Consider the following 14068-nt stretch of genomic DNA (forward strand, 5'->3'; position numbering starts at 1 on the left):
GATTTCCATGATCCCGATCATCGTTTCAATTGAAATGATGTGGTTATCATTAGCGCCGATCTCAAGCTTAGCCGAGAGCTATTACGGAGTGGGCAGCTTGTCCATCGCTTTATGCTCAATGAGCTTCATGCTGATGTTCATCCTGTTCTCCTTTCCGGCATCATGGGTAATCGACCGTTACGGGTACCGGACCTCCTTGATAATCGGCGCATCATTAACGGCAATCTTCGGATTGCTTAGAGCCGTCTTCGCAGATGACTTTACAATCGTCTTAATAACCCAGTTCATTATTGCTATCGCACAGCCATTTCTGCTGAATCTGTCTACCAAAGCAGCCGCGGATTGGTTTCCTGTAACCGAACGATCGACCGCTGCTGGTCTGTTGACGCTTGCTCAATACGTGGGATTCATCGTTCCCGTGGTGGTGGCACCGATCGTAGCGGAGCAATCCGGCATTCCGCAATTGTTCATGCTGTTCGCGATTATCGCCATTGTATCGGCATGCATCGCTATTCTATTCGCCTTCGTAAAGTCACCCGCCAGTACTGGCGAGGCATTACCGACTGCAACAGCTATGAATCTATCGACTGTGAAACAGCTGATCAATAATCGGGCTTACGGTCGCATCTTACTCATTAGCTTCATCTCAATCGGCATTTTCAATACGATCTTAACGCTGCTTGAGAATATTATGCTGCCAAGAGGAATAACGACAGACGAAGCAAGCATAATAGGAGCTATCTTCATCGTTGCAGGAATTATCGGTGCTATTCTGCTGCCCCTGTATTCCGATAAACGCCGGCTAAGAGTCCCCTTCTTCATTACGGCAATCGCCGTGCTGCTTCCCACGTATCTTGCGCTTGCCCTTGCCAATAACGTCATATGGCTTATCATCAGTGCCGGAATTGCCGGCTTCGCCATCATGGGCGTAGCGCCGATTTTGTTCCAACACGGCTCAGAAACCGCATATCCCGTCCAAGAAGGCATGTCTCTAGGCGTCATTCTGCTGGGCGGTCAAGTGTCAGGCACTGCATTCGTATATTTGTTCGAGAAATCCACCGACGCGTTCGGCTCCATTCTACCGGCGATGCTCGTGTTCGTTGTGTTGACAGCGGCACTGCTGCCGAGCGCATTCCGAATCAAGGAATCTTCTATATCGGGATAACGAAGCTGCCCCATGGTCATGTTATGACCATGGGGCAGCTATAAGCAATGATTTACTCCGGCAATCGTTCCCCTACCGAACCATCCGTAAAACCTAAGACGATTCTTTCCGCCATGTTCACGAACAGCCCGTTCTCGACGACGCCCGGCCACTTATTCAAAGTTTCGCTTAAGGACTTTGCATCCTTAATTACGCCGAAGTGGCAATCAATAATGTAGTTTCCGTTATCGGTAAGGTAAATCTCATCACCGGCCATTCGAAGGACCGGATCGCAGCCAAGCTTGCCCAACTGCCTGCTTGTCAGCTCCCAGCCGAACGGCACGACTTCCACCGGCAGCGGAAACTTTCCTAATGATTCAACCCATTTGGACTCATCGGCAACGACGATGAATCGCCGGGATACGGAAGCAACCAGCTTCTCGCGGAGCAGAGCGCCGCCGCCGCCCTTAATTAAGCTCAATTCGCCGTCCGATTCGTCGGCGCCGTCAATCGTCAAGTCGATCTCATCCACCTCAGCCAAGTCCAGTAGCGGGATGCCTAGCTCAAGCGCCAGCTCTTCCGTTCTCCGTGACGTCGGTACGCCTTGGATTTGCAGACCCTCGCGAACCCTCTCGCCAAGCTTCATAATCGTCCAATAAACCGTCGATCCCGTACCGAGGCCTACGACCATCCCGTTCTCCACATACGCGGCCGCTTTTTCTCCAGCAAGCTTTTTTCCATCCATATTCGAATTCTCCCTTATATTACAGCTTGAGCAAAAACTGCATCGCTTTATCGTTGAAGCCCGGCAAATGTTCGTGACCGAAGTCCGGGAACAGCTCAACCTGCTTCTGAGCTTTGATCTTATTATAAGCCGCAAATTGCGTGGATGGAGGGCAGATCGTATCGCTTAACCCAACACCCATCAGCACGTCGCCTTCGATTCGTTCAGCCAAATATTGGATATCAATATAGCCCAGCTTCGTAAAAATTTCTTCCTCACGCTCATGCTGCGGATCAAAATGACGGAAGAACGTCCTAAGCTCGGCATATGCATCCTTAGCGAGGTCCATCTCCCACACGCGCTGATAATCGCTAAGAAACGGAAATACAGCCGCTAACCGCTTAATTCTAGGCTCGAGGGCGGCACAAGCAATCGTGAGCGCGCCTCCTTGCGAGCCGCCCATCGCGCCTACGCGCTCAGGGTCAACCTCCGGCATGGACATCGCAATTCCAGCCAGCTGCGCCGTGTCCAGGAAAATATGGCGGAATAACAGATGATCAGGGTTGCCGTCCAATCCGCGGACAATATGTCCGTTCATCGTCGTCCCCTTCACGCCGCCCGTATCTTCCGACAGCCCGCCTTGCCCGCGGCAATCCATCGAGAACACCGAGAAGCCAAGTGCAACGTATTGAAGCTTGTCCTGCCAGTCGCCCGCATTATCCGTATAGCCATGGAATTGCACGATCGCAGGATGAGGCTCGGCAGTATGCAGCGGCTTCAAATATTTAGCATGAATTCGCGCCCCTCTGACACCGGTAAAATACAGATCGAAGCATTCCGCGTTAGGCACTTGAAATTCGCTTCGAATCAACTCAATTTGAGCATCGACCGCCTTCATTTCGGCAATCGCCCGATCCCAATACTCGGCATGATCAGACGGTTTCGGATTCCGCCCCTCATACTTATAAAGCTCTGCAATAGGTTTGTCTACTAATGGCATTTTCGAATTCGACCTCTCTCTCTTTGCGTAAAAGCGTTTTCCTTAGTTTATCATATCGTCATCACTGTGAAACTTATAAATCAATAGATTTGTATATAAAAAAACATGCCGGAAGCAGGCATGTTTCGTCCATTCCTTACTCGTTTACCTCGATCGTTCCTGCCTTCATAACGAAATACCCTCTGTTCGCGAAGGAAAGGATTCTACTTACGCTAATGCCGGTTTGGTTCGAAAGATCGAGAACCATCGTATCCGGATAAGCGACAACAATGTCGCGCAGCTTGTGGTACATGTCCTCGCAGCTTTTGCACATGTTTTTGCTCGTTTTCTCGGATAGCTCACCACAAAAGTCGCAAATTTGATAGTTTGCCATGATGTCTCCTTCCTCTCGCTAGAAGCGGTGAGTCATTCCAATGATATGGCATAATTTGCCGAATTATAGGTATTTTATCACATCGAATAGACATATAGCTCTATAAATTTGAACAAAGCTTGCAAATGCATAGTTTTGAATCAGTTCACTTGACTCAATGAACGCCAAGCCCCGTATTTCGGTAATGTCCAGGAGAAACGCCGGTCCACTTCTTGAACGCGTTCTGGAACGCGCTAGGCTCGGAGAAGTGAAGCAAATAGGCGATCTCGCCTATCGAATAAGCTTTTATTTCCAAATAACTGAATGCGAGCTCCTTCCTTACGCGGGCTGACAATAAATTGTACGAGGTTTGCTCGTCATTTAGCTTATTTTACAGCGTTCTAGTGCTCATATTGAAATAGTCGGCCGTCTGCTGCAGCGTAGGAAAATAGGCGGGCATACATTTCATCATCCACTGAAACACTTGGTCAGAGAACGCGTTCCCTTGTATGAGCCTCTCCTTCGTCTCTTCCGCCAGCTTCTCGAAGATGCCAAGCAGCTTCGGGTCCGCGTACAGAACAGGGTAATTCAGCACTTCCTTATTCATTCGCAAAAAGTTATCCTCTGCGCCGAATCGGGGCGTTCTGCCGAATACCGACTCGTAAGGCTGCGTAGAAAAAGGCGCTTCATGCGTGAACTGCACTTTGAATAAACCATCGAAATCGCTATTCGTTGATCTTTCAAGCTAAATCCCGCCTTTGCGCTTTTGTTCACTTTTATTGCGCCGCTCGTCATTCATCACTTGCCGCAGTTTTATTATGCTGTATATATCTTACAACAATATTGCGGAGGAGATCGATCATGAAATCAAATATTCTCGTCATTACCGGCCACCCCGACACCGAAAGCTTCTGTTCGGCGTTGTCCCAAGCTTATATCGAAGGCGCCAAAGAGCAGCCGGTCCAAGTTCGCGCCCTTCATATGGGCGAGCTCGAATTCGAGCCGAACTTAAAGTTCGGTTACCGCCAAAGAACGGAGCTCGAGGCTGATCTGCTTAAAGCCCAAGAGCTTATCCGATGGGCGGATCATATCGTGCTTGTCTACCCCGTATGGTGGGGCATGATGCCTGCCGTAATGAAAGGTTTCTTCGACCGCATCCTGCTGCCGGGCTTTGCCTTCAGGTATAAGGAGAACTCCATGTTCTTCGATAAGCTGCTAACCGGCAAGACCGCCCGGCTCATCGTGACGAGCGACACGCCGTCTTGGTACAACCGGCTGATCTACGGGCAAGCGGGACACCGCGTCGTGAAGCAAAGCATCCTGCAATTCTGCGGCATCAAGCCCGTTCGCGTAACGGATATCGGCCCGGTTACCCACGCGACGGCAGAGAATCGGAAGAAGTGGCTGGAGCAAGCGAAGCGGATGGGCGCGCGATTGGCGTAAAACTATAAAAGCCCGCGAATCAGAGAGGATTCGCGGGCTTTTTTCTTTGTCTATTTTCCAACTAATCGCTTTCCAGCTTATTCTTGTACTCCATCGGATTGATGCCGTGATATTCCTTGAATATTCTAGAGAAGTGGACGCTGTTCTCATAGCCGACGCGGTTGGCAATCTCATAGCTTCGCAGCGTCGTGGTCAGCAGAAGATCTCTCGCCTTGCGCATCCGAACGCTAATGCAATACGTCCAGATGGTCATCCCGGTCTCCTCTTTGAACAGAATAGCCAAATGCGAGCGGCTCATCGCGACATGGTCGGCTACATCCTGCAGTCCCCATTTCTCCGCGTAATGTTCTTCGATATATCGTTTCACTTGATCGACCGCGCCTTGCTTCTGGAGGTTTTTACTTCTTCTCGCTCCCTCCATTAGCACGTTCGCCGCCTCCTCCAGCCTTCTTACCGCGCATAACCGAAAGTAAGACCGCACGCGCGAATTAGCTAACGTAACTTCTCCGAGTCCGGTATCTTCCCCTTCCTCGTAATTCACGACGATATCCTGCTTTTTCAGTTCCTCGATGAGGAGCTGCGTCCATGCCATCGCCAGCTCGTTCAATATTTCGAGCCGTCCGTCAAGCCACTCTTCCAGAACGGCCAGCGTATCTACGATCAGCAGCGGCTGTCCGTGCAGGTACACGGAAGTGATCATCTCGATCCATTGATTAAGCAATGCCTTGCAGCTTGGCAGCTTGCGCAACAGCAGCTGGTTCGCTTCATATCGCCGCTGCGTCTGAATTCTCGCGCATGCCTTGCCCAGCACTTCGGTCAATACGTCCGGGTCTACCGGCTTAAGCACGTAATCGATAGCCCCAAGCTGTATGCTCCGCTTCGCATATTCGAAATCGTCATAGCTGGAAATAACGATGCAGGTCATCCACGGATACTGCCGATTGACAGTCTCAATTAATTGAAGCCCGTCAACGAGCGGCATCCTGACGTCCGTAATGCATATATCGGCAAAGTGGCCTTCCAGCCAATCGAGAGCTCTCTGACCATTCGCTAATGCAGCTGAGACGACTACCCCCTCCATATCGGATAACCGGATGGACAAGCTTCTGCGGATCAGCTCCTCGTCATCGACGATTACGATTCGGTTCATAATTCATTCTCCCCTTTATCTCCAACATCTCTTAATCGCAATGGCAATATGACTTCCACGACAGCTCCGCCCGAGCTGGCATCATTGTAAAAGCGGATGTCCGCCTCGCCCGCATAGAACATATGCAGCCGATAGATCAGATTCGATATCCCTACCCCCGTATAGTCGTAACGATGACGCGGGTCTCTCGCAAGCTCCGCTCTCAGGCGGGCCAATACTTCTGGCGAGAAGCCGTGACCGTTGTCTTGGACCGTTATTCGAAGCCTTGAGGCATTGATGATCTCCGCGGCAATACGGATATCGACCGATTCCGCGGTCGTTTCTCTCGTATGCTTGATGCTGTTCTCCACGATTGGCTGGAGCAGCGCTTTAGAGCAACAAACGTGCGTCATTTCCTTCGGAACATCGATAGAGTAAGTCAAATCATCGCCGTAACGGATTTTCATAATAGCCAAGTAATCTTCCGTATAACGAACCTCATCCGCAAGACTGACTTCCCATTCTTTGTAGTCCGACGTATACCTGAGCATATGGGACAGCGCTACCGCAATGCTCCCTATGTCCGGTTGCTTGTAGATGACTGCCATCGAGTTAATCGACTCCAGCGTATTGTATAAAAAATGAGAATTGATCTGGGATTGCAGAGCGGATACAACCGCCTTATGCTGCTGAACGCGAGTCTCGGCTAAATCGTTAACCGATTGCTCCAGATGGCCAAGCAGACTGTTGAACGATAAGCTTAAATCCGTCACCTCATCATTCCCGTCGACCTGCGCGCGAAATTTGAAGTCGTTTTTGATTTGCGTGATGACCATAGCCTGTCTCAGCTTGGCTATCCGCTTAACGATGGAGGTCGTGGCCAAATAGGTAAGCACAACCGCTATAATCAACGCCGTCACCGATATGAAAATCGTCATATTGCGGACATAATCAATGCTCCCGGCAATTTTCTCGTAAGGGATCACGGCGAATATTTTCCAATTCGTTCGATCAATGGATTGGAATACGATAAGCTCCTCTCTGGAGCGATCATTGATGGAGCCTTCGCTCTTGCCGTCCAGCAGTCTAACGATCCGATCGTCCGTATGCTTCAACACCTCGCCCGGATTGGAATGGTGAATGACCGTTCCGTCCTCGGTTATAACGGCGGCCACGCTGGAATCGGCGATGCTGATTTCGTCCATGACGTTTTGGGAGGGCGTAAGCGAAATGTCCATTTTGACATAACCGTTATTGAATTTTTTGAAAAGGGTAAGCACCGGTTTCTCCGACTTGCGATTGCCGAAATCCAAATAATAGTCCGCCACCCGCGGTATGAATTTCACCTTGTCATAGTTGCCAAGCCCGCCTAAGAACGGCTCGTCCCGCACGCTGTAATCGAGCGAAAGCACATAGCCGTTGGCAAAAGTCTGCTCCCGTCCATTCGGGTTGTACATCGTGACCGACATGACCTCCGGATATTGCAGAAAGATGCGGTTCAAGTAATTGACCTTAATTCGTTCATAATATCGAACGAGATCGGAAGAGAGTTCCGTATCGTTCGAGGCATGCAGCCATTCCCGGTATTCCAGGCTGCTTCCAAGCAGCAGGAAAATCATTTCGTATTCCGAATAGAAACGATTCAGGTTCATATTCGCTTGCGTAAGCACTTGATTCGTCAGCTTATCGATATCTTTGCTGACGGAATGCATCGTCTGGACATAGCTGAAATAACCGATGGCTGAAACCGTGAAGATGAGTATCGTTACGATGAGCGCGATCAGCTTCCACTTTAGCGATCTTTTCATATACTTGATGATGGGCTTCAACAATCTCGTTTCCTCCAGGCCAGGTCGGATGCACTTCTATTACTACTCTATTAACTCTAATAACTCTCTCGGCAAATCACAAGAGTAGACCGCGGCGAACGACAATGTTCGCCACGGCCAATATTTGGGTTTAATCGAAGATATAGCTTAATAGTCTGTACATTAACACAGCAGCTTCTGCACGGTTGGATTGGCTCGTTGGATTCAGTTGCGCTGCGCTGCCTTGTACAAGCCCTTCCTTCACCATAGCTGCAATCGCAGATTCCGCATAAGGAGCAATCGCGCTGCGATCCTTGAATGGCGCAAGCTGCTGCTCCGGAGATGCAACCGGCAATGATTTGCCAGCAAGCGGCAGCGCCCTTGCAATTAGCGTGAACATCTCTTGGCGGGTGATTGGCGCTCTTGGTTGAAACAGACCGCCTCCCTTGCCGCTCGTTATGCCAAATGAATGCGCAACTTCGACTGCTTCATAGAAGTAATCGGTATCCTTGACATCTCCGAAGGAAGATGACTTCACATCGGCTGATAATTCGAGAGTGTCAACCAGCATCTTCAAGAAGTCTGCACGAGTTATCGAAGCAACGGGGTTGTAGGCGTTCTCGGATACGCCGCGAACAACGCCTCTCGCTGCAAGAGCTTCGACGGCTTCACGCGCCCACGGTACAGCAGCCAGATCAGTAAATGTTTTGTCGTTATAGACGACGGCATATTTACTGAAATGATCTGTAGTGAAGCGTATCTCCCCTGTTGCTTGATTGTAGCGTCCAGACGGCACGCCACGCACTCCTCCATCGTCGCCGACATACCAGACCGACAGATGCTGCGAATGCCGGCGCTCCAAGTCTGTCGCTTGATAAGGAATACGAACCTCGATCGGTGCTTCCTTATTATCGTAAAGCAGCTCAGAGCCTTGCGACGACACCGACAACTCTAATACAAGGCCGACTTTTCCGCTTAGCTCCGTATCGGCTGGCAGTTGAGCTCGTGATATGCTGACGGTTACGAATGCCGCAGCTTTGGCAGCGGCGTTGTTCGCCAGCATATGTCCCGGAAGCGTCAACGTTCCCCAGTCGGTAATAAGCTCAATTACTCTATTGCTGCCGCTGCTTGTCAGATAGCTCGCCGGTATTTGCAAGCCATAGGAAGTCGTATCTGGCGCAGGAGGCAGCTTAACGCTTATCACGTTTTTTCCTGACGCATCAGTTGCGGTCTTGCCGAATGCCTCGGCAAGTATCGTCCCTTCTAGCGACAATATAATCGGCCCGCTCCCTGGAGTCACGAACGAATCGGGGAACAAGATGCTTACTTTGCCATCGCTAGCCGTGATGAATGGCTGCTCCTCCGTCTCCTGTACGGGCGGAAGCGTGTTATTCCCTGCTGTCTTCGTACGTGCGCGAACCGATGGGCCATTGACGGACTCGTTCCCTGCCTCGTCGACCGCTTCTACCTTAAAGTCATAATCCGTGCCCGGCGCTAAGTCAGTTACTGTCCAGCCCGTTCCAGGCGGCGTCGCTGCTTCACTTCCATTAATGAACAGCTTGTAGCCTGTTACGCCGATCTGATCGATCGCCGCATCCCAAGTTAACCGTATGGAAGTTTGGCTTACTGCGCTAGCCAAGAGCCTGCTGCCAATCGGCCAGCCTGGAGGCATCGTATCTTGTGGCACCGGAATGATGGGATCTGTCGTGCTCGGCCCGAATACCGTCCAGTTGCCGACGAGATCGACCGCTTCGACTTTATACACGGCATCTGGATCGCCAGCCATATCCGAATAGCTAGTGAAGCCGCCATCTATCAGGGCGATTGGCACACCGTCCCGATAAAGCTGATAATGCTTAACCGCAATATTGTCTACCGCTGCATCCCATGCTACATGAACCGCGCCTGTCTCCAGCACCGCGTTGATCCGCGAGCCGGTCGGCCACTGCGGCGTAATCATATCCTGCTGCAGCGTCTTTACCGTCTCGGCTGACAGCGGGTCTGAGAGGTTGCCCGCTTCATCCAGCGCTCGAACATGAAACGTATAAGACATATCGCTGCTTAGTCCGGAAGCAAAGTAACTGTCTGCCTGCGCGCCTGCTTCACCGATAATCGTGTCGCCCTTGTAGATGCGATAATTTGTTACAGCTGTATCATCCGTCGCATGAGGCCAATGAAGCCATACGCCAGACGTTGTCACAATCGATGCCGTTAGCTCGTCGTCTTCCCCCCATACCGGCACGCTGTCGTCGGCGGCTAACGTTGTGACTGGAATCGCTGCGCTGCTTGCCGCGTTGCCCGTGCCATCTTGCGCCTTCACGCTGAACGAATAAGCTGTGCCAGGCTGCAGTCCCGTAACCTCATATCCATGTACATCGCCAGCCACTTCATTAATCTTAACGCCGCCATTATAAATCGCATAAGCTTCAATGCCGTACTGGTCCTCGGCTGGTGTCCACTCAAGCATAACGCCAGTGCGCGTTACACAAACTGCTTGAACGGCAGCACCATCTGGCCAAGATGGAGCAACCGTATCGGTTGCCGCTGTCGTTGCCTGCGCGGCAGGTCCTGTTGTCGTTTCATGAACCGCATCCAGCGCTTCTACCTTGAATGAATAGCTCGTATTCGCTGTTAATCCTGTTGCTTCATAGCTCCGTACATCTGCCGGCAACGTATCGATTGCAGTACCGTCGCGATAGATTTTGTAACCATTCACACCTGCGTCATCGGTAGCCGCTGACCAAGCAAGCTTGACCCTGTTCGGCTTCACATCGCTCACGTTCAGCGTAGCCGCATCCCACTCCGGTGCGCTTGCATCTGCTGGAATCTCGTCCGTGCCGACCGATAGATAAGGCTTCAAGGCAGCGTTCGTCCCAGTCGCCTCCTTGGAGTGGATATCGACATTCTGATCAAGCCATCTGTCGTCAGTCAGCTTGAAGGTGACAATTCCATCGCCATTCAGCTCTGATTGAACGTAATCCGTCACCGGAATCGACACCCAATAACCGGCGTTTCGCACGGTCGCGCTGCCTAACAAGCTGCCGTCAACCGGCTTGTTCTTCCAATTAACCGTCGTCTCGGACCAGCTGTCGCCCGCTGCATACAGATCCATGCCAATATCCAAATTCGGCGTTTGCACCGCATACACGTAAAGGTTTAATGTAGCTTCATATACACTTCCAGTTACCGTGTCGAGCGGGAATTTCAAGTACGCTCTGCGGTTATTGCCCGTGTTTTTGTTCTGCTCCGTTGCCGAAGCGCCCGCCGCGTTCTTGTACCGCAGATAGGCTATATTGTTCGTCGTGCCGTCTCCTCCGAACACGGCAKGAGCTTGAATGAAGGCGTCGTCGCTCGGGTAAAGCGTAGTATGGTTCCGAACGACGCCGGACGAGGTATGAACCGTAACCGCAGGTCCAGTCGAAGTCCAGTTGCCAGCGGCGTCTCCCGCTTCGACCCGAAACGCATAAGTCTGGCCCGCTTCCAGATCATCAGCATTATAGTGAAACGAATTGCCGTCCACTTCAGCTAGGACCGTATCGTCTTGGTAGATTCGATAAGCGGCAACCGCTATGTTATCCGTCGCAGTCGTCCAGTTCAAGCTGACGGTACGATCCGTCAAAGCGCTGTAATGGAGCGTTCTCGACTTTGGCCACGTTGGCAAGACGGCATCTTGAGTGACAGCCGTGCTTACCGTTGCTGCTGGCCCATTCGTTGTCCAATTGCCGGCATGATCGGCAGCCTCTACTCTGAACGTATACGTACGATTCTCTGTTAATCCGTTAATTTGGTAGAAATCGACGGATGACGGCAGCGTTACGAGTTCTTTGACGCCGTCGAACAATCGGTATGCAGTTACGCCGCCGGCATCCCGTGCCCCGCTCCAGCTCACCTTGACGCTGTCGGCCTCGACATCCGATGGCGTCAAGCTCGCGTCTACCCATACGGGAGCGGAGTGATCGGCGGCGCCTAATGTCTTGAAGGTGACTATCGGTCCGCCCAGCGACAGATTGCCGTTCGCGTCCTTCGATTCGACGCGAACGGTATACGATGTTTGTTCCATCAGATCGGTTAGCTCGTAGCTTCGCGCTGTCGTTTCATGAACGATCCGTCCATTCACGTAAATCCGGTAGCCGCCTACGACCCCATTATCGACGCCTGCCGGCCAGTTCAATATTGCTCCGTCTTCTCTTAGCCCGGATACGGTGATGAACGAGCCTTTGCTCCAGCCAGGCGCTGTTGCATCGGCATCAGCATCCGATAATGTCGTTATAGCAAGCGGCTCGCTCGGTACGGAACGATTGCCTTGCGCATCGACCGCTTCCACGGTATACGTATAGCTCGTTCCAGGCTTCAAGCCTGTCACATCGAAGTCCGTAATCGCAGCATCCACCTCACGAAGCAAGCTTCCGTTCTCATAGATGCGGTATCCATCTACGGCCACATTGTCATGCGCGTCGGGCCAAGACAGCGTCACCGCAGTTGCGGAAGCTTCGGATGCCCCGAACACACTGCCGTATGGCCACACGGGAGACGTTATTTCCGCATTCTGAAGCAGAATAGGCAATGGAATGAATGGCTCGCTTGTATCCTCCTCTTGACCAAGCACGATCGTAACGCGGATGTCGCTGTTCTTGTACAACGACCGCTCAATCGTCTGGCTGACGCCTTCATAGTCGATGATAATGTCGTAATCCCCATAGAAACCGCGATCTTCATATACGCCGCTAGCATTTGTTATTCCTTGTGAATCCGTCCACCAGGTCTCGTAGATGAGCTTGCGCCACTCTTCGCCTGAAGGCTTCAAGCTCCAGTCGCTTCGGAATAACGGAGCATTGTTCTGCCAATGCGCGCCATCCCAGAACCCCCACATCGTGAACGATTGCACATTCGGGTGGCTGAACGTCGCGATCAATATATCTCTCGTGAACATCGCCTGCACGTCCTGCCGCGGCGAATTCATATCGAACTCCGTAATGGCTATCTCATCCGCATATTGGGTGAAATGCGTCAGTTGATCGTAGAAGTCCATCGGCGCTACCGGGGTGCTGCCGAAATGCGCTTGAATGCCGATGCCGTCAATCGGCGCCTCGTTATCCTTCAATGTCTGAAGAATATCCGACAGGTTGTCGATGACCGGAGCATCAACGCCTAAAATTTGCGTTTCATTGAGATACAGCTTGGCGTCCGGATCCGCTTCCTTGGCTAATTTGAACCAATCGGCAGCAATCTCGTCGCCGTAAACGCCACGAATCATCTTATTGAGCACGGGCTCGTTAAGCACATCCCAATCGAATAGGCGACCCCGGAAATAACCGGCCAGCTCGTGAAAATGATCCTTGATTCGCTTATCCAGCGCTTCGCGGTCGTTCAGCAGCTCGCCGATATCGGCCGGCATCCGGCTTGCGCCATCCCATAGCAGTGCATGGCCTCGGACGGCGAACCCGTTCTCGCCCAGCCAATTGTACAGCTGCACCGTTCTGGCGCGATTGCCTTCCCACCATGACCACTTCATATCGTTCTCCATCACGACCGAATTGAAGTTTTCCTTCAGCTTCGTCCGGTACATTTCGGAATTGGCATCCGTACCAAGCGCCAGTGCGCTGTTCACCGCCGTGCCGAACTTAAACTCGTGGTTCTTCATCTTCAGATGAACGTCCGCTCCTTCGACCGGCTTGCCGTCTTCATCGATAACGGTAATCGCGAAGTCGCCTTTGCGATACTGCTCGATTCGCTCATCCGCTTCCGCCCGCCAAGGCGCATCCTCCTCCATACCCTCATAGGTAACGGGCGTGCTCGGCAATTGATCGAATGTAATCGCTTTCATATAATTGATTAATTGAAGATCGGCGATCTCGACGACCTGCGGCTTAAAGCCCAGACGCAGCGTTAGTTGCGCGTTATTGGCTGGGAACTCCCCTGCAGGCATAAGCAGAGCCGCTTTGATTGGGATAAGAAACTTTTTCCACTGGGATGGGATTGCAATCGTTTCGTTAATCGACTTATCCCAGGTCTGCGTCTTCTCCATGACGACGGCCAGCTGTCCCTCAGCCGTCTCGTGGGTTGAGCTGATCGTCCTGGCATAAAATGAAGCTAGCAGCACGTCATCCTGTTCGATCTTTCCTTCGATCGGCATCACGTATTGGAACAAATAAGTGCCCTGCGGCTGGACATTAGTCGTGAACCGAAGCGCATTCTCGAAGGTCTGCCCCTCAACCTCAACCGGTTCGAGTGAACCGTAAGCTGCTGCCTCCGGATTAAGCGCGGCGCCTTCCAGCTCTAGATCGTCAATCAGAATTTCGCTGCCGTCAAGCTCGCTCAGCTCTTCCTCCGTCAAAGCTTGCGCGAATACAGCAATAGACTGCAGCGGCAGCCATAATAGGAGTGCAATCAACGTAATAGATATCCATTTCACTGATCGTGTTCGCAAACTGCTCATCCTTCCCGTCAAGCGTCAAACATCCCCTCTTC

At 51.7% G+C, this 14068-nt stretch carries 10 protein-coding genes; 2 read left to right on the top strand and 8 right to left on the bottom strand.

Annotation, left to right across the window (positions count from 1 at the left end; translation table 11 throughout):
* The first annotated feature begins 7 nt into the window (after positions 1-7).
* The gene (locus AC1DF0_RS16820; RefSeq protein ID WP_477574697.1) at positions 8-1165 is read left to right on the top strand and encodes an MFS transporter; all 1158 of its coding nucleotides are present in this window, start codon (positions 8-10) and stop codon (positions 1163-1165) included.
* Between the two features lie 52 nt (positions 1166-1217).
* Here the strand turns inward: AC1DF0_RS16820 and rpiA are convergent, their stop codons facing one another.
* The 5 genes from rpiA to AC1DF0_RS16845 form a co-directional block, all read right to left on the bottom strand.
* Entirely contained in the window at positions 1218-1889 is a 672-nt protein-coding gene (gene rpiA, locus AC1DF0_RS16825) for a ribose-5-phosphate isomerase RpiA (RefSeq protein ID WP_477574698.1), read from the bottom strand.
* Between the two features lie 19 nt (positions 1890-1908).
* On the bottom strand, positions 1909-2868 hold the full coding sequence (locus AC1DF0_RS16830; RefSeq protein WP_477574699.1) for an acetylxylan esterase: 960 nt from the start codon (positions 2866-2868) through the stop codon (positions 1909-1911).
* A 136-nt stretch (positions 2869-3004) separates the two neighbouring features.
* Positions 3005-3241, bottom strand: coding sequence for a hypothetical protein (locus AC1DF0_RS16835; RefSeq protein ID WP_442051939.1), 237 nt, complete (start codon positions 3239-3241; stop codon positions 3005-3007).
* A 154-nt stretch (positions 3242-3395) separates the two neighbouring features.
* Positions 3396-3575 carry a helix-turn-helix domain-containing protein gene (locus tag AC1DF0_RS16840; RefSeq protein WP_442051940.1) on the bottom strand — a complete coding sequence of 60 codons (180 nt, stop codon included), beginning with the start codon at positions 3573-3575 and terminating at the stop codon, positions 3396-3398.
* A 36-nt stretch (positions 3576-3611) separates the two neighbouring features.
* On the bottom strand, positions 3612-3923 hold the full coding sequence (locus AC1DF0_RS16845) for an AraC family transcriptional regulator ligand-binding domain-containing protein (protein ID WP_442051941.1): 312 nt from the start codon (positions 3921-3923) through the stop codon (positions 3612-3614).
* 158 nt (positions 3924-4081) lie between these two features.
* On the opposite strand from AC1DF0_RS16845, the gene AC1DF0_RS16850 reads away from it, so the two are divergent.
* Entirely contained in the window at positions 4082-4663 is a 582-nt protein-coding gene (locus AC1DF0_RS16850; RefSeq protein WP_477574700.1) for an NAD(P)H-dependent oxidoreductase, read from the top strand.
* 61 nt (positions 4664-4724) lie between these two features.
* Here the strand turns inward: AC1DF0_RS16850 and AC1DF0_RS16855 are convergent, their stop codons facing one another.
* From AC1DF0_RS16855 to AC1DF0_RS16865, 3 genes are all read right to left on the bottom strand, one after another.
* The gene (locus AC1DF0_RS16855; protein ID WP_477574701.1) at positions 4725-5813 is read right to left on the bottom strand and encodes a response regulator transcription factor; all 1089 of its coding nucleotides are present in this window, start codon (positions 5811-5813) and stop codon (positions 4725-4727) included.
* Positions 5810-7624 (bottom strand): cache domain-containing sensor histidine kinase, encoded by a 1815-nt coding sequence (locus tag AC1DF0_RS16860; RefSeq protein ID WP_477574702.1) that lies wholly within the window; start codon positions 7622-7624, stop codon positions 5810-5812. Before AC1DF0_RS16860 ends, AC1DF0_RS16855 begins: the two co-directional genes overlap by 4 nt.
* Positions 7625-7751: 127 nt before the next feature.
* Positions 7752-14027 carry a fibronectin type III domain-containing protein gene (locus tag AC1DF0_RS16865; protein WP_477574703.1) on the bottom strand — a complete coding sequence of 2092 codons (6276 nt, stop codon included), beginning with the start codon at positions 14025-14027 and terminating at the stop codon, positions 7752-7754.
* Positions 14028-14068: the final 41 nt, after the last annotated feature.

It is taken from the genome of Paenibacillus sp. 05T425 (assembly GCF_056396205.1).

Coding starts and splice junctions, on each gene's coding strand:
- AC1DF0_RS16820 (WP_477574697.1), top strand. CDS start 8: ATGATCCCGATCATCGTTTCAATTGAAATGATGTGGTTATCATTAGCG.
- rpiA (WP_477574698.1), bottom strand. CDS start 1,889: ATGGATGGAAAAAAGCTTGCTGGAGAAAAAGCGGCCGCGTATGTGGAG.
- AC1DF0_RS16830 (WP_477574699.1), bottom strand. CDS start 2,868: ATGCCATTAGTAGACAAACCTATTGCAGAGCTTTATAAGTATGAGGGG.
- AC1DF0_RS16835 (WP_442051939.1), bottom strand. CDS start 3,241: ATGGCAAACTATCAAATTTGCGACTTTTGTGGTGAGCTATCCGAGAAA.
- AC1DF0_RS16850 (WP_477574700.1), top strand. CDS start 4,082: ATGAAATCAAATATTCTCGTCATTACCGGCCACCCCGACACCGAAAGC.
- AC1DF0_RS16855 (WP_477574701.1), bottom strand. CDS start 5,813: ATGAACCGAATCGTAATCGTCGATGACGAGGAGCTGATCCGCAGAAGC.